The organism is Rhodococcus sp. 06-221-2, assembly GCF_002258365.1.
Classification (GTDB): domain Bacteria; phylum Actinomycetota; class Actinomycetes; order Mycobacteriales; family Mycobacteriaceae; genus Rhodococcoides; species Rhodococcoides fascians.
The window spans coordinates 36,977-59,006 of record NZ_NOYJ01000010.1; the positions used below are offsets into that span (position 1 = coordinate 36,977).

The following is a 22,030-nucleotide window of genomic DNA, read 5'->3' on the forward strand; positions in this document are numbered from 1 at the left end:
AAGTCCGATATGGCGCTCGCCGAACGAGATGTTGAGGGAACACATGCACAACACGCAATTGCTCATCGCAAACGAGTGGGTCGATGCCTCCGATGGCCGTACCGGCGAGACCGTGGACCCGGCTACCAACCAGGTGATCGGACGGTTCGCCGAGGCCACGATCTCGGACGTCGACGCTGCGGTGGCCTCCGCACGTGTGGGGTTCGAGTCCGATGCCTGGCAGGGGATGAGCCCGGATGCCCGAGGGCAGCTACTGTGGCGGATCGCCGACTTGCTCGACCGAGATGCCAAGGAAATAGCGGCACTCGAAACCGCCGACCAGGGGCAGCCGACGTTCATGAGCGTCGGTGTCAACCTGCCGCTGACCGCTCAGGTCTTCCGGTACTACGCGGGCTATGCCACCAAGATCGAGGGCACCGTCTCGCCCGTGTCCATTCCCGGGAACCTCAGTTTCCAGCAGCGGGTACCGGTCGGTGTCTGCGCGCTGATCACCCCGTGGAACTTTCCGCTCGCCATTGCTGCGTGGAAGTTGGCACCGGCACTGGCCACCGGCAACGCGGTAATCCTCAAGCCTGCCGAACAGACGCCGCTGTCGACCATGAAGCTGGTGGAACTGTGCCTCGAAGCGGGAGTGCCCGCTGGCGTGGTCAATCTGTTGACCGGAGGACCCGAAGTCGGTAAGGCGTTGGTGTCCCATCGCGGTGTCGACAAGGTGTCGTTCACCGGATCGACCGAAACCGGTCAGCACATCGTTCGAGCCTCGGCCGGAAATCTCAAGCGCGTATCGCTCGAGCTCGGTGGCAAAGCCCCCAGCATCATCGCTGCCGACGCCGACATCGACGCTGCCGTCGCAGGCAACCTGCAGGGTGCTGTGTTCAACACGGGTCAGGCCTGTGGTGCCTACACCCGGTTCTTCGTACACAGCTCGCGCGCAGAGGAATTCACCTCCAAGATCGCCGCGGCAGCCGACGCGTTGCCGATCGGTCCGGGATTCGACCCGTCGACGGTCATCGGCCCCCTGGTATCCCAGGAACATCTCGATCGAGTGCATTCCTACGTCGAATCCGGTCGGTCACAAGGAGCCGAATTGGTGACGGGCGGAAGCCGCGTCCAGGGCGATCTGGCCGACGGATTCTTCTACAAGCCAACGGTATTCGCCGGAGTGCGCGACGACATGACCATCGCCCGAGAGGAAATCTTCGGGCCGGTGCTGTCGGTCATGGCCTACGACGACGAGGACGAGGTCATCGCTCGGGCGAACGATACCGAGTACGGGTTGGCTGCGGTGGTGTGGACCAAGGCACTCGACTCCGCACTCACACTCCCGCCCAAGTTGCGCTTCGGCACGGTGTTCGTCAATCAGCTGCCCTTGCTCGACCCGGCATCACCGTGGGGTGGTTTCGGGATGAGTGGCTGGGGCCGTGAATTCGGTTCCCATTCGATCGATGCCTACACCGAAGTCAAGACGACGTTCATCAACCTCGCCTAGCCGGCCACGTCCGCACGGCGGTGGGCCGAAGCCTCGTCCATCGCCGTGAGTGAGCGGCTTCGCCGCACGTGCGCGGAAACTCGGTCTCTGCTACGAACTTCCACTCACATGCGGCGAAGCCGCTCTTCCCAACTATTTGCCGCAGCCGTTGAACGAACATACGGTGGGATGACACGTCCCGTCTCCGCGCGCAGCGCCCGCCGGCTGGAGGCACCGCATCGCCTGCAGACTGCGGGAGATGCCGATTCCGGCGGTACGCAGCGCTCCGGCAACGCGATTGACGTTCATTCTCGAGGTCGGTGCGGTGACCGACAGTGCACCGGCCAGAACGGCGTTACCGCTGAACACCGGAACTGCAACGCTCATGTAGCCCAGTCGCGTTTCTTCGACCTCGACGGCCAACTGATCCTTACGCATTCGCTCGAGTTGCTGCGCCAGGACTGCGACCGACATCGTCGTGCGTGAGGTGTGTGCGACGAAGCCCTGCGCCACGACCTCGTCGAAGACCTCTCGTGGCGAGAACGCCAACATGATCTTTCCGGTTGCCGTGCTGTACAGCGGAAGTCGTCCCGCCACCCGCGAGTTCTCGTTCAAGCCCCGATGGCCCACGATCTTTTCGATGTAGAGAACGTCGAAACCTTCACGCACAGCGAAGTGGACGGTCTCCTGGGTGGCGAGAAGCAAGTCCTCCATGTACGGCAGGGCAGCGTCGCGAAGAATGCGCTGTCGGGGGACCATCTGGCCGAGCTCGAACAGCCGCAGCCCCAATCGGTACTTCGTGCCTGCACGTTCGAGCAAACCCCATTCGACCAACTCGCCGGCCAGCCGATGCACGCTGGCTTTGGACACACCGCTACGACGGGTGAGTTCGGTCAGCGAGAGGTCGGTATTCGTACTGTCGAACGCGTCGACAATCAGCCTGGCCTTGGCCAATACCGAGGTCATGTCCGCAGTCGGCTCGATGTCCAGCGGTCGCGGACTGCTCGCAGATCGTGCGGAGAGTGCGGAAGACATGCTCACCTCTATCGTCGAAATGTCTGAAACCCCCCTCGACTTCGACGTTATGCCCTTGTTCACCTTTTGTTCGGGTTTCGGGGTCCACTGGGTGAACCTGTTTCGGGGTGTTAACAATTGCGGGCGACAGCGATCATTCGCCGAACAGAGGTCGAGCGTCGAAGATGTCCGGCTCTGCTGCAGCAATACTCTGAATGATGGTCGAGTAGGCGAACCAGCCCACCTTGTCCACCCCGACCGCCTCGAACGTCTGCGCCGCGATCTTGTCGTGCAGAACCACCGGATCTCCGGCGGCAGACGCCGCCAACTCGGCCTGCATCGACCGTTCCATCGAGACGTACCACCACACGGCCGCCTCGACGGATGTTGCCACGGTGAGGTGGCCGTGATTGGACAGGATCACGGCCTTGTTCGTACCCAGCGCCGCGGCAATTCTTACCCCTTCTTCGGCGTCGAGAGCCACTCCGTGGTACTCGTCGTACAGTGCGTGGTCCTGGTGAAAAGCGCAGGCGTCCTGGGTGATCGGCTGCAGTAGCCGGTGCAGGGACGAGAACGCTTTTCCGTGCAGCCCGTGTGCGTGCACGGCTCCGATCACGTCCGGGCGGGCTTCGTGCACCGTGGAGTGGATGACGAAGGCTGCTCGATTCAACGGTCCCGATCCGGACAGAACGGTGCCGTCGGCACCGACGTGCAACAGCTCCTCGGGCCGCACCTGGGAGAAGAGGCGTCCGAACGGTGCGGTCCAGAAGGTATCGGGATCTTCGGGGTCACGGGCGGTGATGTGGCCGGAGATGCCTTCGTCGAGGCCGAATTTCGACAATATGCGGTAGCCGCCCACTACCGCGATCTTGCGACGCGTCCGCTCTTCTGCACTGCTCAGGCCAACGGGTGCATCCGGTATCGAGGCGAGTTCGGCAATCGATGCTGCCGAGCCCGGCATCACTTGACTCCGTAACGGCCGAGGAACCGCCTGGACAGCAACCGCAGTACGCGGTCGAACAGAAAGCCCATGATTCCGAGAGTGATGATCCCGACGAACGTCCAGTCGATGCGGCCGTAATTGCGCGCCTGCCAGATCATGGAGCCGATGCCGGCATCGGCAGCGACGATTTCGGCCGACACGATGGTCAAGAAGCTGTTACCCATGGCCAACCGAGCTCCGGTCACGATTCCCGGGACCGTGGACGGCAGGACGACCGTCTTCATGATCTGTAGCCTGCCTGCGCCGAGGTTCGTCGCCGCCTGCAGCTTGTTCTCGCTGATCGCCACTGTCGCAGCGATCGTACTCACGGTCACGATGAACACCGAGGTGTAGAAGATCAGGACGACTTTGGACGTTTCGCCGATGCCGAACCACACCACCGCCAGCGTGACGAACGCGATGGGCGGGATGAACCTGAAGAATTCGATGTACGGATCGAGCAGCTGGCGGACGATATTGATGCGGCCCATGAGGATTCCCACCGGCGCGCCCACGATCACACCCAGAACCCACCCGATGAGGATGCGTTGCCCGGACGCCTGAATCGATGTCCACAGGACCCCGGTGTCGGACAGTTCTTTCGCAGCCGAGACGACAGCCGCGGGCGACGCCATCGTCGTCGGTCCGTACCACCACGCCAGGAACGACCAGAGTGCGAGACCGATTGCGGCCGAGACGACGAACAGAGCAGCGGTACGCATCGCAGACTTTCCCGCACCCCACGCTCGATTGCCTCGACCAGGCTTGGCCGGCGACGCAGCCTCGGTGCGTCCTGCGATCACGGCGGTCATAGCGTGTCCTCCTCGATACCTTGATTGCGAAGCGAGGCAACCACTTCGGCTCGAATGTCGTCTCGTAGTCGTTCATAGAGTTCTACGACGGCGGGATGATTGCGGTCACGCGGACGTGGAGCATCGACCTCGTACACGCTCTTGATGCGAGCGCTCGGACCGGCTGTCATGACGACGACACGGTCGGCCAGGGTGATCGCTTCGTCGATGTCGTGGGTGACGAACACGACGGTGCATCCCGTACGCCGCCAGATTCCGTCCAGTTCGGTTTGGAGAACTTGACGCGTCTGGGCGTCGAGGGCACCGAACGGCTCGTCCATCAGCACCAAGCGGGGCTGATTGGCGAGTACGCGCGCGATCTGGACACGTTGCTTCATGCCACCGGACAATTGCGTCGGGTACTTGCTGCCCGCGTGCTTCAGGCCGACCATGGCCAAGTACTCGGCTGCGATACGCGCCTGTTCGGCCTTGTTCGATCCGTGCATGCGGGGGCCGTACGCAACGTTCTGGCTGACGGTCATCCACTCGAACAATGCTTCGGAACTCTGGAACACCATGCCGGCGTGGGTGTTGTTTCCTTTCACCGACTCGCCGTCGCAACTGATGTCGCCTGCTGCCACCGACACGAACCCGGCCAGGGCCGACAGCAGCGTCGACTTACCGCACCCACTCGGCCCGAGCAGGCAGACGAACTCACCCGGTCGGATGTCGAGGTCGATGCCGCTGACCACCTCCAATTCGCCGAATCTGATGGCTACGTCGCGTGCCTCGATCGGAACGCCCTCTACTGTGTCCACACTCATCGTGATCCCTCCGTCGACCAACCGACGAGGAGCGCCGTGTTCAGGTCGGGTTGGTTGTTCATGGCACCGATCTCGGTGTAGAAATCGACCACGCTCTGGGCATCGGCAACGCTGGTCGGCGTCAAATCCTCTACTGCGTAATCGATTTCGTCGATCGACTGCACCGTCTGGGCTTCGTCGACGTTCACTGCGGTCTTCGTCGCCGCCGCCGCGGCCTGCGGATCTGCTTCGACCTCTGCCGTTGCCTCCGACAGCACGTCTCGAACGGCGCGTGCGGTGTCCTCGTTGCCATCGAGCCACGACTGGGTCGTGATCGCCCAATGGTGGTAGAACCAATCGAAGTCGCCGGTGGTCGCCACGACCTTGCCGGTTCCCTGGTCGATCGCAGCGCTCGGCCAGGGCTCCCACATCACGTATCCGTCGATGTCACCGCGACTCAGGAGCGCAGGCATGTCGGTCGGGGTTGCCGAGATCATCTCGACGGAGTCGGGAGAAACACCGTTCGCTTCCAGGTACTTGACGGTCGAAATCTGGCTGAGTCCGGCGACGATGCCCAGCTTGCGTATCGATTGCGGACCGTCGACGCCGTTGCGGAGTACGACTTTGATGTATTTGCCCGACGACTCGTACGAATACATGGCACGCAGCGCCGGGTTCTGTTGGAGCTGGGCGATCGTGGTCGTGTCCGAACTACCCGCCATCTGTACCTGGCCGGTGGACAGTGCATCGACGGCTTCGCCACCTCGGCCGAACTGAACCAATTCGACGTCGAGACCGGCTTTTTCGAAGAGGCCTTGCTCGTCGGCCACGAAGAACGGCGCGTACGACGCGTCGATACCGACCGCGATGCGAATGCTGCCGGTGGAGCTCGTTGCAGCCGCGGATTCGGTCGCCGGGCGGGTGCACGCACCCGCGAACAGTGTGGTGATTGCGGCGAGTGCAACAAGACTCGATGTGGTCACTGTCGATCGTGGGGCCATGGGCGCACGCTTTCCTTGCTGTGATCTGGACCGCATTTCGCGGCGGTGTGAGGCAAAGCTAGTGGCGGTCCGACCCTGCGCCCACCAACGCGGTCCACCGTGCGGACCCGACCGATGTCTTAACGTGGCCGAAACCCTGCGCAACGATGTCGGATGAATTCGTAGTGGGGTCTGGTGGCCGGACCGTCGGACGTACACGTCAGCGCGAACACCGACATCATCATGTCTTCCGATACATGGGACTGCTGCCGCATCCGTGTCGACCGCACTCCACATCGAAAGGCACAACATGCTCTTGAAACGCACTTTTCCGACCGCCGGTCGGGCGCTGGCCGTCGTCGTGGCCTCGGTGGTCGTGCTCGCCGCAGGCTGCTCGCGACCGGCCACCGAAGCAGCGGCGACCGCTGATCTGGTACGGATCTCGGTCGGTGTCGATCCGTCGTACGCGCCGATCTTCCTCGCCGACAGTGAGGGAATGTTCGAGGCCGCAGGCCTCGATGTCGAGGTCATCCAGACGGAGGGCGGGGCGGCCGGTGCGCAGAACGTGGTGGCGGGAACGTCGGAGCTGTCCGGCAACGCCGATTCCACTGCGCTCACTGTCATGGCCGCGAACCCGAGCCTTCGCGCACTCGGAGTGTTCCAGGATTCGGACCGCTACTTCCAGGTCGTTCTCCGGGACGGGGTCGCACCGGCGGACATCAAGACAATGGGGGTGTTTCCCGGAATCGGTTTGTACTTCACCGATTTGTACCTGCGGAGCCTGGGGATCGACCCAGCTGCGGTGACTCTGGTGACCACGAGCCCGCCGGAGCAGCCGGCGCTGCTGGCGCGAGGTGACATCGACGGGTTCATCTCCTTCGACCCGTGGGTCGGGCAAGCGGAGGATGCCGGGTCGACAGTCGTTGCGACGACCGGTGATTTCGGCGCGAAGTACTCGCAGTGGATCATCGCATCCGAGGGTTGGCTCACAGCCAACGAAGAACTTGCAGGCAAGGTGTTCTCGGTCATTGCCGAGGCATCTGCCATCGTCAACACCGATCCGGCTCGTGCAGCGAGGGCGGTGTCCTCGGAAATTCAGATGGATGCCGCCGAAGCGCAGGATCGGGTGTCGCAGATCGACTTCGGCGGTCGAGACTTCACCGAAGCCGACGTCCAGCAAGCTGGGAGCCTGGTCGACTTCTTCACTGCACAGGGCAAGTTGGCAGGTCCGGTCGACCCGTCGGCGGTGCTCCTCAGCGGCTGGGTTTCGCAGCACGCAGGCTGACAGCGCTGCCGCGGCCTCGGCACATGCGGGGCCGCGGTAGTGCCGCGCTTCCTCTCGGTCTCAGATACTCGAGCGGAATGTCACGCGTCGTACGCGACGTAGTGCAATTCTGCGTCGCGGCGCTCGTCGTACAACGTCGTGTATGCCTTCGCAATGACGTCCGGTTCGGCCTCCGGATGACCTGCCCCGATGAGGGCAGTGATGCCGACGTGGGCAACGTAGACGCCCTTGGGTTCGAGAGCGTTGTGCAGATTCAGCACCCAGTTGCGAAGGCCCGCAGCGGCGATGTTGACGTTCCCCAGGAACGGCATCGGACTGATCGAACCGCCACCGGTGGTCACCAGGATCGTTCCGTTGCCGGCGGCGACCATGTCGGGGAGGACGTCGCCGATGGCGCGCAGCGCACCGCCGATATAGAAGTCGATCTGCGGCTGCAGGTTCTCAGGCGACACCTCGAGCACGTCCACGGGAACGAGTGTCGGATCCGCCGGGGAGAATTCCAGCACGTCGATCGGTCCGAGGTCGGCCTTGATCCGGCCGAGGGCGGCTGTGATCGTGTCGGGCCGGCTCACATCGGCGGCAAAGCCGCGAGCGCGGAACCCTTCACCGGTCAGAGTGTCGGCGAGGGCATCGAGCTTCGCCTGGGTGCGAGCGACGAGGGCGATGTCGAAACCCTTGCGGCCGAACGCGCGAGCGATTTCCAGACCGAGGCCGGGACCGGCTCCGATGATGGCGATGAGGGGCATGAGGGTCCTTTCGAGAACCGCCGAGTAGTCGGTGCAGACGGGTGATGGGCTAAGTTGAGGTCAACCTCATCTAATTCATACCCTAACTTGAGGCCGTACTCAACATCTAGGAGTTGGCATGGGTCCCGAGAAAGGCCTTCGGCGAGACGCACAGGCGAACCTGGACAAGCTCCATTCCGCAGCCCTACGGGTGTTCGCCGAGCACGGGTTGGGGGCACCTCTGGAAGACATCGCTCGGGAAGCAGGCGTGAGTATCGGCACGCTCTACAACCGCGTCGGATCACGCGAAGCGCTGATCGACGCCGTCGTTCCCGCCGTCGCGGGCGAGAAACTCATGACGCTCACCGAGCACACACTGGCTCAGGGATCGCCCCGTGCAAGACTGCAGACATTCGTCGACACCATGATCGAGCTCCAGCTGAGCGACCCGGCGCTGAACGACGCCATGCTCCGACGGTTCCCGAACGCGACCACGTTGATCGACGCCTGCGAGCGCTCGACGGCTCTGGGTGCGAAACTCGTCGACGAAGCACACGCCGCCGGCGTGCTCTCGACGTCGTTCACGGCGGACGACCTCATGGCGATGTTGTGGATAGCAGGCACGTCGAGCCGCGACGGGGCGGCACCCCCCGGCTGGCGTCGCATCGTCGACCGCGGTCTCACCGCGGCCTGGACGACCCAGTTGGATTAGTCGCTGCGCTGCACGTTTCCGCGCGGCGTCGAGACCATCACCTCGACTCGTCCAGGTAGATCTGCGTCAGTGTTCGCAGGCGATTCCCATCGAAGCTGTCCCCGTGCCCGGCATAGGCCCTGGCGACGTCGAGGGCCGCGAGCTCTGCCATGGATCGGCGGTAGTCGGCGACGTTCGAGCCGTGGCAACGATCGATCAGAATGTCGTCGTACACAACGTCTCCGGAGAAGAGTGTGCCGTCGTGTTCGGAGTACAACGCGATGCCGCCCGGAGTATGACCCGGTAGGTGCAGGACCGTGTAGGTGACGTCGCCCAGATCGATCGTCGCGCCGTGCTCCACAGGGAGAACGGTTGACGCGGGCCTGAGCCGATAGAGGTCGATGTCGTAGTCCGGTTCGGGTAGTGCATCGAGAAGGATTGTGTCGTCGGTGACACCGAACTCGCGCAAGTCCATTCCGAGTTCGACGCCCAGCGGGGCACCGCGCAGACTTCCCGGTGGTGGAGACGTCAGGTTCTCGTCGGCGTGAGCGAGGCACGTGTCGAACTCGTGTGCTCCTCCCATGTGATCGAGGTGTGCGTGTGTGACGACGACGATCGGATCGCGATCGAACAGGTGGGGGAGGTGTCCGCGCAGAGATGCGACACCGAGTCCGGTATCGACGATCAGATCTCGATCGCGGCCGCGAAGATGCCAGACGTTCGCCTGCAGGAGTGGATGAACAGAAGGTTCATCGATCCGCGTCAACGTGGCCGTCTCCGAGCGCGATCTGAACCAGGGGCCGACACCGGGGCTGTCCTTCGCGGTGCCGGCTGCCGGCGTCGACAAGCTGGTCGGCATCAGATCTGTTCCTTTTCTCGTACCCCGGTCGTCGTTGCGGCGTTCCGCGCCGGCTGTTGTGCCCGTTCCGGGCGCGCTGGTGCCGGTTCGGCGGCATCGGTGATTCGGGGGCGATCCGTCAGTGCTGAAAGTGACAGGTAGACCGCGGTGGTCACGACCGGTCCGACGATCCAGGACACGTCCGCTCCGCCGAGAGCCTCGGCGATCGGCCCGGTGAAATCCGTCGTACTGACGCACAGGAGCGCCGACGCAGCTCCGATCAGGAAGGCACTCATGCCGGCAATGCTGAATCCGCGGTGAAACCAGAAGCGGCCACCGGGGCTCAGGTCGTTCAGTTCCCAGCCGTCGTAGGCGTTGTGGCGTCGCAGCTGATCGACGACGTAGATCGTGATCATCGGGACCAGGAGAACCACGGTCAGCTCGAGCAGTGCGCTCAATGTATCGGTGAAGTCTGCGACGAACAGTGCGTAGGCCGCGAATGCCACACCGAGTGCGCCGTCGAAGAGCACCGTGACCGATCTCTTCAACTTCAGGCCCACTGCCTGCAGGCACAGGCCCGAGGAGTACATGGTCAACACGTTGTTCGCCATGGAGCCGATGACGATGACCAGCAACAGAATCGGGTAGAACCAACCGTCGACGATGGTCCCCAGGCTGGTCTGCGCGTCGGACATGTCCACGGCAGTGCCGGCGAGCGCACCCACGGCACCGAGTGCCACAGAGGGCAGGTATCCGCCCAATGCGGTCCACGATGCGACTGCCACGCGGGAGGCGTCCGGCGGCAGATACCGTGCGTAGTCGGGACTCACACCCCAGGACAAGGGGCATGCAGCGATCAGAGCCACACCTGCCGCCATGGTGGCCAGGGTTGCGCCGCCGGTCAGAGCTTCCGGCGGCTGGTAGCTCCAGTTCGTGTTCGCCACCACGAAGACCCCGAGTACGACCATGGCGACAGTCAGGGCAAGGGTGATGATTCCGCTGACGCGCATGATGGTCGCGTGTCCGTACACGCTGACGACCAGCGTCAGGGCAGCGATGACGATGAGGATCGCGGCCTCGCCCCACAGGGGTAGATCGACTCCGAGCTGATCCAGGATCGCGACGCCGGCAAGGGTGCCCAGACACAGATTGATCGCCTCGTAGGCGATGAACACCGGCCACGAGAACACGCCCAGGCTGATGCGATTTCCGCGGGTACCGAACTGTGCTCGGGTGATCACGCTGCTCGGCGAGCCCGACACCGGACCGCTCGTGGCCATGAAACCGATTGCGGCCCAGAACAGGTTGCCCACGGCTACGACGACGATGGCTTGCCACAGGTTCAGTCCCAAGACGATCAGGAGTCCGCCCAGAACTACGTACAAGAAGTTGATGTTCGATGCCGCCCACACCGCGAACAGGCTCCGGGGGTGTCCGAAGCGTTCGTCGTCGGGTATTCGGTCGATGCCGTGTGCTTCGACCTTGCCGACATCGTTCGTGCCTGGCCCACCGCGGGTGTCCGTCACGCGTTGCTCCTTATTGTCACCACCACCAACAGCTTGTTGGTGGTGGTGACAATACGCGTGACCCACGTCTCCGCAACCCGAACGATCGAACTCCTCGCGACGAATTTCGTTGGGTCTCGATATCCTCCTGGCGCGCGCATCTACCGGTGGTAGCGTCGTCGTCATGACGCTGTCGGCGACCAGCACGCACCGCCGGAAGGATCCGCAGTCCAGGCGTCGGGAGCTCGCAGAGGTGGCCGGGAGGCTGGCGATGTCGGAGGGGTTGGGGCAGCTGACGGCCAAAAAAGTTGCCGACGAGGTCAAGGTGTATCCCGGCCTTGTCAACCACTACTTCAAAACCTCGGACGGGCTGATCGCTGCCGGGTTCGCGGCAGCGGTGGAGGGCCGTCGCTCGCAGCGAGTCGGTGCTGCAGCCGATTCCGCCGATGCACTCGACCGTCTCAGAATCTTCCTGGACGAAGCGACGGACCCGAGCCACGATGAATATGCGCTGCTGTGGCTCGACGCTTGGCGTGAGAGCACCCGCCGCCCGGCACTGCAGCAGGAGGTCGTGAGCCAGATGGAAGTCGATATCGACACCCTGATCAGAATTCTCGAATCCGGTTGCGAACAGGGCCGTTTCGCGCCGCTGGACTGCGCTTCGACTGCGATGCGCATCCTCGCCCTCATCGACGGAACCTTCGCGCAGAGTGCCGTCAGAACAGCGTTGTCGGAGACCTCTGCCATCAACTACCCGATCGCGACGGACATGGTCTTCCGGCACACCGAGCTCGAATTAGGGCTTGCGCCTGGAACATTGGTCTCCAGCTGACCCGGTCGTCATAACGAATCGGATGTTCGCGGCGTCGTGTCGTTCCGGTTCGCGTTCGACGCATCGACCAGATTCTCTCGGAGAAAGCGGGTCGACAACGCCGACCAGTGTTCGGCGTTGCCCATCGCGCAGTGGTCGTCGTCGGCGTACAGAACCAATTGGGCGTTCGGTGCGTCGACGGCGAGTTCGATCGAGTCACGGGTGCTGGCCAACGTGTCTGCGGCTCCATTGATCACCAGCAGTGGGATGTCGATATCCCGGTAGCGATGCCGTAGGGACATTTTCGAGGTCTTGCGCGCCAAGTCCAGGTTTCCGGTCGCACCGAGTGTGCGGATGAGCGTCGATATCATCACCTCGGGCATCCCGATCGAGTTGATCGCACCGAAACTGCGGTGAGTCAGCGGACCGTTGGACACCGCCACTTTCAATCGTGGATCCGACGCGGCCATGCGTGCGGACCAGTATCCGCCGAAACTGAAGCCCATCATGCCGATTCGGTCCGCGTCGATGCGCGCATCGGCCGCGAGGAAGTCGATCACTGCCGAGTACACGTTCTCGGACGCAGCTGTCATGGGTTCGTCGTACGAGTAGGTTCCGGGCATTTCCATGACGAACGTGCCCAGTCCTGCATCCCGTTGCGTCAGTAGGGGTAGCAATGTTTCGGCAATGGTCCCTTCCAGACCGTTCGTAACCAGGACTGTCGGAATGTGTTTCGCATTCAGCGGTAACGCGAGAATTCCGTGTACCCGGTCGGAGGTACCGGGCAGGGCGATGTCGACCACCTCCACGACGTACCCCATAACCGGTGCGAGAGCGAGCAACAGCGACTCCGACAATCGAGTCGACCTGCGATAGGCGTCCTGGCGTCGCGGCGTCCCACCCGGCCATGCGGCGACGAAGTAGTACACCAGCGCCTTGATCAATCCGTCGACAGCGATGGCCTCGTCGGATGCGTCGGGATGCTCGGCGATGAATCGTGCGGTCGCGTGTGGATCGGCGACCGTTCCGCGGTCGGCGAGGATCGACGCCGCTGGGGCGAGTGCGCCGCCCAATTCGGACAGTACCGCGCCGGTCGGAGCCTCTGTGTCGAGCAGCCGTGAACTCACGGGCGCACGCAACCGTGACAGGGCCGCATCGGCGCGTTCGAGGTGCTCGGTGGCGAAAGTCGACCAGTAAGAAACCCACCTGTCGTCCTCGAAGGAGCGGCATCGAGCCAACTGGCCGCGGAACTCGTCATCGGGTATGCCGCCGAGGTGGGTGAAACGGTCGACGAACAGACGAGGCAGAAACGGCGCGACACCGCCTCTGCGCGAGGCCCTTTCGGTGGTGTGGGTCAGTGCTCTCGCGCTGACTGTTGCCCTCTTTCGCCATTCGATCAACGATGCCATCGTGTAGCTCCCCGTCCCTTAACGCAGATCAATCTGCTTTAGACGCACGGTAAGGCGCTCGATCGGTAAATGCAAGACTTTCTGCTTTAGCCTTGGGGTGTGGAGCACACACCTACCGATCCTCGAATACGGCGGCGACCCGGCGGTCGAGCCGCGCAGGTGACGGAAGCTGTCCACGAGGCTGTGCTCGCTGCCGTCGTGGAGGTCGGTGTCGACAAGGTCGGCATTCCCGATATCAGTCGACGGGCCGGAGTGCGTGACACCACGATCTACCGGCGGTGGGGGACACGCGAAAACCTGATTCTCGACGTCATGCTCACCGGGAGTGAGCGGATTCTTCGGGTGCCCGACACGGGCGCGCTGAAGGACGACTTGACTGCACTCGCTACTGCGCTCGACGGATATCTCGCATCTGCATTGGGGCAGGGCCTGATTCGAGTGCTCGCCTCCATCACCGACTCGCCTGCCACCGCAGAAGCGCGCACTACGTTCTGGTCGCAACGGTTGCGGTCCGTACAGGTGATCATCCATCGCGCGGTCGAGCGTTCCGAGGTGCCAACTGATGTCGATGCCGGCCTCGCGATCGAGCTACTGATTTCACCGATTCACTTCCGCCATCTGCTGACCCGGCAACCATGCGACCGCGAGTTCATCGACAGCCTGGTGAATGCCGTAATAGGTTGCTGCCAGTGTGCTCCGGCAGATGCGACGCACGAGTGATCGCAGCTAACCCAGGACGGTCCCGGTCGACTCGGTGTTGAATTCTCTTCGGCGAGAAAAGGACCCGAGATCGACCTTCACCCCGGTGTGAGTTCCCGTGTATACGACGGGGTCGACGTCGTGGTCGTGTCCGGCCTCGACCCTCTCGATCAGAGTTGTCAGCATTCGGCCGACGACGGGTGCATTCTTGAACTGATTCCCGCTGGTGCCCATGGCAACGTAGAAGCCTGCCCGATCGGTCCGGTCGTAGATCGGGGTCCAATCCGAGGCGGCGTCGTACACGCCGGCAATTCCCTTGGGCTGGAACGGGACCGACAATCGAGGTAGACGCCGAGCAGCTCTGGTGACCTGCGCCTGGAAGCGCGCGGCAGTGCGGCTCGGGTTGGCGCTGTCGGGGTCGTCGATCCATTCCAGGGGGTCGCATTCCGGTTCGGTACCGCCGATCAACAGGCCCCCGCCCCGCTCCGGTCGCATGTACGTGCCCAGGTCCAGATCGGCGATCATGGGTCCGAGACGTGCATCCTGGTTGTAGCCTTCCGGTGCAGAGACGTGGTGGACCTCCTGCCGCAGGGGGCGTACGTCCACAGTGAAATCGCTACCTACCCCCGCCATTGCGTTGAGTGCGCCCGACCAGGGGCCGGCTGCATTGACCACTATCGGGGCTTCCACGGTATCTCCGTTGTCCAAGTGCACGATCCACCTCTCGGAGACCTGCTGCTCGATACGAACCACCCGTGTCCGGAAGGTAAATCGGGCCCCAGCAGAGGCCGCAGCAGCTCCCAGGTTGGCCGCAGCGAGTCGAGGGTCGTCGACAAAGCCTGCCTGCGGCGTGAACACCGCTCCGAGCGAGGTAGCAGCATCTGCGTAGAAAGCGTCGCTGTCAACAGGTTTCGGCGGAAAGTAGGAGCCGACATCGATTCCAGGGACTCGATCGCTCAGAGTCGTCGAGTCCCAGAGTTCATATGCGACGCCGATTTCGTCGAAGAGTCGGACCGTTCGCTCGCGCGGGGCCAGGTCCACATCGAGAAACACCATGCCGCACTCGTGGAAGCGGGCCAGGTCGGTCGACGCCGAGTTGCCCAGGTGCTCCGGCCAGTTCTTCCAACACTGAGCGGACTCCCATGCCGTAGCCATACCGTCGAAGGTCGAATAGTTGAACCGAATGATCGCGCTGGAAGCGCTGGTGGATCCGAATCCCGGCCCACCTTCCTTGTCGACCACCAGAACTCGATATCCGCGTGCAGAGAGTTCGTAGGCAATGGAGTTGCCGATGACCCCCGCTCCCACGACTACCACGTCGGTCGATCGGGGCACCGTTCCTCCAGATGATTCGGTCGCGTCGTTGTCCGGAACGTGGTTTTGTTGCACAACAACAGTTTTGCTGAAGCCGACGGGCGACGCTATCGACATCTGTGAACACTTCGGCCACCCGCAGCGCATCTCGTGTAGCGCATGCCGGAGGTCACGGAACCGCCCGCCCGGACGACGCTTCCCGGGCCGCAGTCAGCGACGTCAACTTCAATCCCAGATGCAAGGTAAGTCGATCATCGCCGTTGTCGAGACTGCACTCGGTGATCTGCTCGATGCGTTTGAGTCGTTGGTAAAGGGTCGCACGATGAATGCACAGCTGGTCTGCTGTTCGCCGAATATCGCAGGCGTTGTCGAAGAATGTGTTCAACGTGCTCACGAACACGTGCTGCCGGTCCGCTGCCTCGAGTACCGACACCGGAGAATTGCGTGCAGCACTGGCGATGTCGTCGTTGGACATTCGTAGGAGAGTGTCGTAGGGGCCAAGATTGCCCCATCGTGCCATGTCGCCGAGCGAGGGGACCAGCAGCGCGGCGCGAACCGCCGTGAGAGCGTGTCGATAGGCGCGAAATATCAGCCCAGGTTCGTTCACGACGTCACTGGTGCCGAGTACGAACCGAGTGTTGTTTCCGCTCAGCTGCCGGAAACGAGAAGTCGCACGCGTGGTGACGGACTCCAGCTGATGCGGTGTCAACGGTTCCGTCGTCGCGAGCAGCAACCATATTCGCGATTTCTCCACAGCGATCGAGCCGGTGCCGCTCGGGAGAGCCTGTAGCCCCTCCTGAATCGCCACTTCCATTGCTACGTCGTCCGATGTTTCGGCAGGGTTCGCACTCTCGCGCTGTGCTGCGACGACCTGATAGTGGCCAGTGTGCTCCGCTATCACTTGCTCGGCGAGCGCGTCCTCGACTGCCTGCTTCCTGACGTCGTCGGCCGAGTCGACGAGGTCACGCAGAATTGCCGCGCGACGCTCGTTCGATCGCTCGCGGACCAGAAGGCGTTCGTACAGAACGATTCCCGCTCGCATAGCGGTGTTCTCTGCCTTCTGGATATCGGACGCGGTGAGAGGATTCTCGGCGGAGTCGATGAGCCAGAGAAAGCCCAACAGAAGACTCTTGCACCGCACAGGAACACAGAGCCTTTTCTGGCTCCCGGGCACATCGGGTTGGGCGAGGCCGGGTTCGATCCACGTACCGATGCCGGAAGCGAGCAGGGGGCGGGAGACTTCCTCCGGTACCGCTCGGTTCAGGATGGAGGTGATTCTCAGCGAGTCTTCGTCGCCGAAATGTCGACTTGCTGCGAGTAGGCGAATCGAGGGGTCGTCGATGGCCACAGAGCGGTGAAGCTGCGCGGCCAGGTCGTCGACGAACGTCTGCAGATCGTCGATGGGCATGACACCCTCCTCACGACGTCGATGGGCTCCACCAAATGTTAGAGCAGCCACTGCACACGATTACCGGACATGGCACTCCTTCAGGTAGCTCAAGAACGACGCCTGTACACCGGTCACGTGCGTCTCGTCGAGCATCGAGGTCGACACGACGTCGGCGCGTCCTTCGGCTCGCAATTCCTCGAGCGCGCGCAGGACGTTTCGAGCCAGACCGCGGTAGACCGGGACATCCCCCCACAGTTCGACCTTGTTCAGGGTGACGTGGAGACGAGGGTCGCGCTCGTCTCTCTCCGGAAGAGCGCGGATCAGTTCGAACAATTGGCTCTCGGCACTGCTGATTCCTGGAGTTCCCGCACCGACCGTCGCGAACGGTGTTCCGCCGCGAAGCCACGCGTAGAGCGCGAAGAGGCCACCGTACGAGTACCCGAACAGGCCGTGACCGTACTCGCTGACGCGCAGGCGCGATTGCAGTAGAGGGTGCAGCTCCTGAACGAGGAAGTCGAGGAAGGCACCTGCGTTGCAGTCCGAGATCTGCGCTATGTACGCATCGATGTCCGTCTGGCTCATCGTGCCTGCTTCGCGAGCCGACTCCAGCGCGGCTACGACGTCGTCGCCGATCGGTTCTCCGGGCGGAACGAGGTCTCGGTTGCGGAGCTGCGACCAGTCCGACGCCTCCTGACCGGCGTAGCCGACGGTGATCTGGATGTAAGGCGCGATACTCAGAAACGGATCCTTCTGCGTGACGATCAACGGTGCCGTGAAACCCACTGTCCAATTGCCATCTAACACATAGATCAGGGGCACCGTGTCGGTGGATTCGGCGTATCCAGGAGGTGTGGTGATCCACACCGCGTAATCGAGCCCGGATCGGGACGTTACTTGGATGTACTCGGTGTCGGGAAGGCAACCGTGCAATATCGTGCTCATCGAATGTCCTTTACTGTCGAACCGCTCTTGACTACGAGAACGGCCATTTCCGGATTTGCAAAGACGCTGGGATCTTCGAAGGGATCGCGCTGCCACACCGCGAGGTCGGCTCGCATTCCGACGCGCACCATTCCGACGGTGTCGCCCACGCCCAGAATGTCCGCGTTGACGCTCGTCGCAGACACCAAGGCCTGCATCGGTGATTCCAGCTCGGATCGCACGCGCAATTCTTCGCCTCTCCGTTGCTGGTTGGGGCCGATGAGGTCGGAACCGAGACCGATTCTCAAACCGCTCGCGCGAGCGATCGCGAGGGCGGCTTCCATGCGCTCGCGGATTCCGGCCGCCCTCGACGCAGTCACCGGATTCACGTCCGTCACTTCGTCGTTGGACAGCAGATCGAGGACGGAGAACGTGGGGACCACGGCGACGTCGTGTTCCTTCATCGAAGCTGCTGTCTGCTCGTCGATGTCGGTTCCGTGTTCGATGCAGCGCGCGCCGGCCTGTATCGCGTTGCGGATGCCTTCTTTGCCGTGCGCGTGGACCGTGACGTAGGTACCGCGGGCAGATGCTTCCTCAACGGCCACTGCGATTTCCTCGACGGTGAACTGAGTATCGGAGAGCCGGTCGTGGCCGCCGACCACCCCGCCGGTCACACACAACTTGAGGAAGGTGGCACCTCGGCGGAACGTTTCTCGAACGTTCTTCCGAAGTTCGTCGGCATTGCCCGACATCAACGACAACGCGCACAGTCCGGGGATGTGATGGTCCGTCCACATGGCCGTCGGTTCCCACTCGGCACCGTAGTACCCGTGCCCGCCCACCTGGCATTGGACGGGTCCGCACGACAAGACATGTGGACCACGTACCTTGCCCTTGGCGAGAACGCCCACGACGCCGCCGTCGATGCCGCCGGTATCACGAACGGTCGTGAATCCGGCGTCGAGCGCGAACCCCGCCGTTGTGAAAATGTCGGCAGCAACCTCTGCGGCAGACAGTTCGAACCCGAACTGCGCGCGGATAGGGCTGGACAGGCCGAGGTGGACGTGTGCATCGATCAGGCCAGGGGTCAGTAGTCTGCCGTCCAGGTCGACAGTCGTCGCACCCGCCGGAGCGCTGCCGACCGCGGTGATGATGCCATCCGTCACGCACACATCCACAGCGGATGGTTCTCTACCGGAACCGTCCGCGACTCTTCCTCCTGCGTACCACGTCTCCGTCACACAACCTCCCGGTCTTCGTCTCGACCGATGTCTCCGAGGCACGCCGACATCGGCGCGTAATGTTGGGCCGTCGAATACATCATGGTGTCTAGTAGCCGGAACCGACAGTGACCGTGCGATGCGACTTCGGCGACCTGCAATCGACAAACGTCGTGTCTACGTCTTCGATTCCGGTATTCCGCGCCACAGGACGGGCAGAGAGATCACGGCGATCGCCGTTGCGTAGAAGGCCGGTGACAGGGTGTTGCCCGTCGCGTTCACCAGTGCCTCGCACACCAACGGTGCCGTACCGGCGAAGAGTGCATAGGCCACGTTGTACGGGAGTGCCGTACCCGTGAATCGTGCATGTGTGGGCATCATTTCCAGAACCGCGAGAAGGGCGGAAGCCAGCAAAGCTTGGACGATGACCAGGGCCAGCAACGCAAGTGCGATCGCAACGATGTTTCCCGTTCCGATGAGTAGGTAGCTCGGTATCGCGACGAAGATCGACGACACCATGCCGATCCGGACGAGTGGCCGCCGGCCGACTCGGTCCACCGTGGCTCCGAAGTAGACGTACAGGGGAACTGCCACCACCAGTGCGCTCGACGTCAGTAACAGAGCAGTCGTGCTCGAGACTCGAGCCGCATGAACCAGGAACGTCGGCATGTAGCCGATCAGCATGTGAGTGGCAACGCCCAGCGCGGCGAAGTAGACGAACGCGGTGATCAGGGACTGCCGGTGATGGCGGAGCAGATCAGCCATAGGACGAATCGGGAGAGATTCTTTTTCCTTCATTTCCGTGAAAGCCGGAGTTTCCTCGACAGCAAGCCTCAGAAACAGGCCCGCAAGTGCGACAATTCCGCCGATGACGAACGGCCAACGCCACCCGCCATTCAGGAAATACTCTGCACCAACCGAATTGAACGACAGGACCGTCACCGTTGCGAAGATGCTTCCGACGAACGACGAGCCGGCGATTATCCCCGCGTACAGGCCGCGACGGTGGTACGGCGCATGTTCGACGACAAACGTAGCTGCTCCGGTGTATTCGCCTCCCGCCGAAAATCCCTGTACCAATCTGCAGACCAGCAACAACAGCGGTGCAGCGGCACCGATCGATGCGTACGTGGGAAGCAGGCCTATTGCGGCCGTCGAGCACCCCATGAGAGTGATGGCCAGTGAGAGCGATCCCCGTCGACCGAATCGGTCACCGAGTCTTCCGAAGAAGACTCCACCTGCTGGTCTGGCCAAGAAGGCGACTCCGTACAGGGCAAAGGTGGCCAGCAGTGCGCCACTCCCGAATTCCGCCGGAAAGAACACTGTCGCGAGAACAACCGCGCTGAATCCGTAGATGGTGAAATCGAACCATTCGACGATATTTCCTGTTGCACCGGCAATCAATGCTTTCCGACGAGTGAGCGACAGTGCTGTCGACCCTTCTGCCGGGGTCTTGACGGGAACATCGGCTGCACCGGTCATCGCAGTTCCTTCGGTGGTAGGTGGACATCGTGCAACGACGGCGGAACTCCGAAGTATCCTGGAATGCACGTGAGAAAACCGTTGCTACACAGTCGAACTCACGAGGTCGGTTCGACACGAGGAAAGCCTATGGCAGGCAACCTGGGCTGCGACATCGTCATTTGTTCACGGTAGCCGGGTGAAACCGCGGCACGTGTCGCATACGAATCTGCGCGGGGATGGCGACAGTCGGCGTCAGCTCGGTCCGAAACGCTCTGTTCGAATGTTCCCAGCCGAGTGACCCCGCGCTACCAGCATGTCCGCCACCGTGTCGACGAAGCTCGTGGGCCCGCAGATGTAGCAGCGCGGCTCGAATTCCGCCGGCCATCCGTGAGCGTCGATGTCTTCCAACGTGATTCGACCGAGGGGCCGTGTGCTGCCGGCAGGAGCACGCCGCGTGTGGATCATCGTGACGTCCACTCCCGCCGGAGGGTGAGCCCACTCGTCCGCGAAGTACACCTCTGCTGGTTCGCGCACGGAGTACAACACTCGGAAGGGCACCCGCCCGCCCGTCGCAGACGCCTGCGCGCGAACCATGGCGCGGAGCGGGACGATGCCGGAACCACCACCCACCAACAGAATCGGCGGAGACGGGGTCTCCGACGGTTGGGACGGCCGCCAGACGAACCATCGACCCACCGGCCCGCGGATTTCGATGCGATCGCCGACCTCGACGGACTCGACCAAGTAGGGCGACACCTCACCGTCCGCGACGTTCTGCACGGCGATCTCGATACGCGACGTGCCGTCGGGTGCCGAGGCCAAGGAGTAGCTGCGCTGTGCGCTGTAGCCGTCCTCGGCGGTGAGCTTGACGTCCACGTGCTGCCCGGCGAGATGGCCGGGCCAACCGTCGACGTCGAGAACAAGGGTGGACGCGGTGGGTGTCTCACGCCGCACGGCCGCAGCCGTGGCAACGAGCCAGGGTTTCGCCCCAGCCGCCGAAGTCACGTCAGTCGCCCTGGTAGCGCTGCTCGCGCCACGGGTCTCCGTAGTCGTGGTACCCACCACGCTCCCAGAAACCTTGTTCGTTCTCCAGGGTGAGCTCGATGCGTGAGATCCACTTGGCCGATTTCCAGAAGTACAGATGCGGAACGAGAAGCCGTGCCGGACCGCCGTGTTCGCGAGCCAGGGGAGCGCCGTCGAACTCGGTGACCAGCCAGGCCTTCCCGTCCCTGAGATCCTCGAGGGGGAGATTGGTGGTGTAACCGTCGAAGCCGTGCACCACGACGTACCTGGCATCGGTGTCGAGACCGTCCAGCAGAACGTCCAGGCTCACGCCCTTCCACGTGGTGTCGAGCTTCGACCACTTGGTGACGCAGTGAATGTCGACGGTCGGAGTCTCGTGCGGAAGTGCCGCGAATTCGTCCCAGGTCCAACTGCGAGTGTCGCCCCGTTCGGTGGTGACCGAGAACGACCACGTGTCGGTCGCGACCACGGGCGCAGGCCCGATCGCGAGGACGGGAAAATCCTTGGTCAGATACTGACCGGGGGGAGTGCGCCCGTCGTCGCCGCGCCGTCGGCCCACGAAGCCCTTCGAGATCAGTGCCATGGTGAAGAATTGTGCGCTCGTTGTCGCGAGTCTGACAAGTCGGGTGACGGTGTCGGCTACCTGCGCTTCGGCGGGAGCACGTGGGATCGATGCGGAGTTCGCCGTGCTTCGTAC

21 protein-coding genes are annotated in these 22,030 nt (G+C 62.9%); 5 read left to right on the top strand and 16 right to left on the bottom strand.

Annotation, left to right across the window (positions count from 1 at the left end; translation table 11 throughout):
* Positions 1-43 precede the first annotated feature (43 nt).
* Positions 44-1,489: an aldehyde dehydrogenase family protein gene (locus CH281_RS05230; protein WP_032385791.1), complete on the top strand. Its 1,446-nt coding sequence runs from the start codon at positions 44-46 to the stop codon at positions 1,487-1,489.
* Positions 1,490-1,621: 132 nt separating this feature from the next.
* Here the strand turns inward: CH281_RS05230 and CH281_RS05235 are convergent, their stop codons facing one another.
* The 5 genes from CH281_RS05235 to CH281_RS05255 all read right to left on the bottom strand — a co-directional run bounded on the left by CH281_RS05235 (position 1,622) and on the right by CH281_RS05255 (position 6,059).
* The gene (locus CH281_RS05235) at positions 1,622-2,434 is read right to left on the bottom strand and encodes an IclR family transcriptional regulator (RefSeq protein ID WP_179275106.1); all 813 of its coding nucleotides are present in this window, start codon (positions 2,432-2,434) and stop codon (positions 1,622-1,624) included.
* Between the two features lie 202 nt (positions 2,435-2,636).
* The gene (locus CH281_RS05240; protein ID WP_094693267.1) at positions 2,637-3,443 is read right to left on the bottom strand and encodes a class II aldolase/adducin family protein; all 807 of its coding nucleotides are present in this window, start codon (positions 3,441-3,443) and stop codon (positions 2,637-2,639) included.
* Positions 3,443-4,276 (bottom strand): ABC transporter permease, encoded by an 834-nt coding sequence (locus tag CH281_RS05245; RefSeq protein ID WP_032385606.1) that lies wholly within the window; start codon positions 4,274-4,276, stop codon positions 3,443-3,445. The genes CH281_RS05240 and CH281_RS05245 overlap by 1 nt, the downstream gene beginning before the upstream one ends.
* Complete coding sequence (locus CH281_RS05250; protein WP_032385605.1) at positions 4,273-5,079, bottom strand: ABC transporter ATP-binding protein; 807 nt, start codon at positions 5,077-5,079, stop codon at positions 4,273-4,275. Before CH281_RS05250 ends, CH281_RS05245 begins: the two co-directional genes overlap by 4 nt.
* Entirely contained in the window at positions 5,076-6,059 is a 984-nt protein-coding gene (locus CH281_RS05255; RefSeq protein WP_057473836.1) for an ABC transporter substrate-binding protein, read from the bottom strand. Before CH281_RS05255 ends, CH281_RS05250 begins: the two co-directional genes overlap by 4 nt.
* Before the next feature lie 289 nt (positions 6,060-6,348).
* Between CH281_RS05255 and CH281_RS05260 the strand changes: the two genes are divergently transcribed.
* Complete coding sequence (locus CH281_RS05260; protein WP_094666197.1) at positions 6,349-7,323, top strand: ABC transporter substrate-binding protein; 975 nt, start codon at positions 6,349-6,351, stop codon at positions 7,321-7,323.
* 80 nt (positions 7,324-7,403) lie between these two features.
* Here the strand turns inward: CH281_RS05260 and CH281_RS05265 are convergent, their stop codons facing one another.
* Positions 7,404-8,069, bottom strand: a complete 666-nt coding sequence (locus tag CH281_RS05265) for an SDR family NAD(P)-dependent oxidoreductase (protein ID WP_057473838.1) — start codon at positions 8,067-8,069, stop codon at positions 7,404-7,406.
* Between the two features lie 118 nt (positions 8,070-8,187).
* Between CH281_RS05265 and CH281_RS05270 the strand changes: the two genes are divergently transcribed.
* Positions 8,188-8,760: a TetR/AcrR family transcriptional regulator gene (locus tag CH281_RS05270; protein ID WP_057473839.1), complete on the top strand. Its 573-nt coding sequence runs from the start codon at positions 8,188-8,190 to the stop codon at positions 8,758-8,760.
* A gap of 37 nt (positions 8,761-8,797) precedes the next feature.
* Here the strand turns inward: CH281_RS05270 and CH281_RS05275 are convergent, their stop codons facing one another.
* Both CH281_RS05275 and CH281_RS05280 read right to left on the bottom strand, forming a co-directional pair.
* Positions 8,798-9,598 (bottom strand): MBL fold metallo-hydrolase, encoded by an 801-nt coding sequence (locus CH281_RS05275; RefSeq protein ID WP_057473840.1) that lies wholly within the window; start codon positions 9,596-9,598, stop codon positions 8,798-8,800.
* Positions 9,598-11,103, bottom strand: a complete 1,506-nt coding sequence (locus CH281_RS05280; protein WP_200937325.1) for a purine-cytosine permease family protein — start codon at positions 11,101-11,103, stop codon at positions 9,598-9,600. The genes CH281_RS05275 and CH281_RS05280 overlap by 1 nt, the downstream gene beginning before the upstream one ends.
* A 163-nt stretch (positions 11,104-11,266) precedes the next feature.
* Here CH281_RS05280 and CH281_RS05285 point away from each other — a divergent pair, with 163 nt between their 5' ends.
* Positions 11,267-11,914 carry a TetR/AcrR family transcriptional regulator gene (locus tag CH281_RS05285; RefSeq protein ID WP_069973089.1) on the top strand — a complete coding sequence of 216 codons (648 nt, stop codon included), beginning with the start codon at positions 11,267-11,269 and terminating at the stop codon, positions 11,912-11,914.
* A gap of 8 nt (positions 11,915-11,922) precedes the next feature.
* Here the strand turns inward: CH281_RS05285 and CH281_RS05290 are convergent, their stop codons facing one another.
* Positions 11,923-13,302 (bottom strand): alpha/beta hydrolase family protein, encoded by a 1,380-nt coding sequence (locus CH281_RS05290; protein WP_057473841.1) that lies wholly within the window; start codon positions 13,300-13,302, stop codon positions 11,923-11,925.
* A 99-nt stretch (positions 13,303-13,401) separates the two neighbouring features.
* Between CH281_RS05290 and CH281_RS05295 the strand changes: the two genes are divergently transcribed.
* Positions 13,402-14,022: a TetR/AcrR family transcriptional regulator gene (locus tag CH281_RS05295; protein WP_082519263.1), complete on the top strand. Its 621-nt coding sequence runs from the start codon at positions 13,402-13,404 to the stop codon at positions 14,020-14,022.
* A 6-nt stretch (positions 14,023-14,028) separates the two neighbouring features.
* On the opposite strand, the gene CH281_RS05300 is transcribed toward CH281_RS05295, so the two are convergent.
* From CH281_RS05300 to CH281_RS05330, 7 genes are all read right to left on the bottom strand, one after another.
* Positions 14,029-15,336 (bottom strand): NAD(P)/FAD-dependent oxidoreductase, encoded by a 1,308-nt coding sequence (locus CH281_RS05300; RefSeq protein WP_057473979.1) that lies wholly within the window; start codon positions 15,334-15,336, stop codon positions 14,029-14,031.
* A 148-nt stretch (positions 15,337-15,484) separates the two neighbouring features.
* Positions 15,485-16,723 (bottom strand): PucR family transcriptional regulator, encoded by a 1,239-nt coding sequence (locus CH281_RS05305; protein ID WP_048319541.1) that lies wholly within the window; start codon positions 16,721-16,723, stop codon positions 15,485-15,487.
* 60 nt (positions 16,724-16,783) lie between these two features.
* Positions 16,784-17,647, bottom strand: coding sequence for an alpha/beta hydrolase (locus CH281_RS05310; RefSeq protein WP_057473843.1), 864 nt, complete (start codon positions 17,645-17,647; stop codon positions 16,784-16,786).
* Positions 17,644-18,792 (bottom strand): metal-dependent hydrolase family protein, encoded by a 1,149-nt coding sequence (locus tag CH281_RS05315; RefSeq protein ID WP_235580014.1) that lies wholly within the window; start codon positions 18,790-18,792, stop codon positions 17,644-17,646. The genes CH281_RS05310 and CH281_RS05315 overlap by 4 nt, the downstream gene beginning before the upstream one ends.
* Before the next feature lie 231 nt (positions 18,793-19,023).
* Positions 19,024-20,328: an MFS transporter gene (locus CH281_RS05320; protein ID WP_082519264.1), complete on the bottom strand. Its 1,305-nt coding sequence runs from the start codon at positions 20,326-20,328 to the stop codon at positions 19,024-19,026.
* 234 nt (positions 20,329-20,562) lie between these two features.
* Positions 20,563-21,315, bottom strand: a complete 753-nt coding sequence (locus tag CH281_RS05325; RefSeq protein ID WP_057473845.1) for a ferredoxin reductase — start codon at positions 21,313-21,315, stop codon at positions 20,563-20,565.
* Between the two features lies 1 nt (position 21,316).
* Complete coding sequence (locus CH281_RS05330) at positions 21,317-21,916, bottom strand: sulfite oxidase-like oxidoreductase (RefSeq protein ID WP_032393238.1); 600 nt, start codon at positions 21,914-21,916, stop codon at positions 21,317-21,319.
* Positions 21,917-22,030 lie beyond the last annotated feature (114 nt).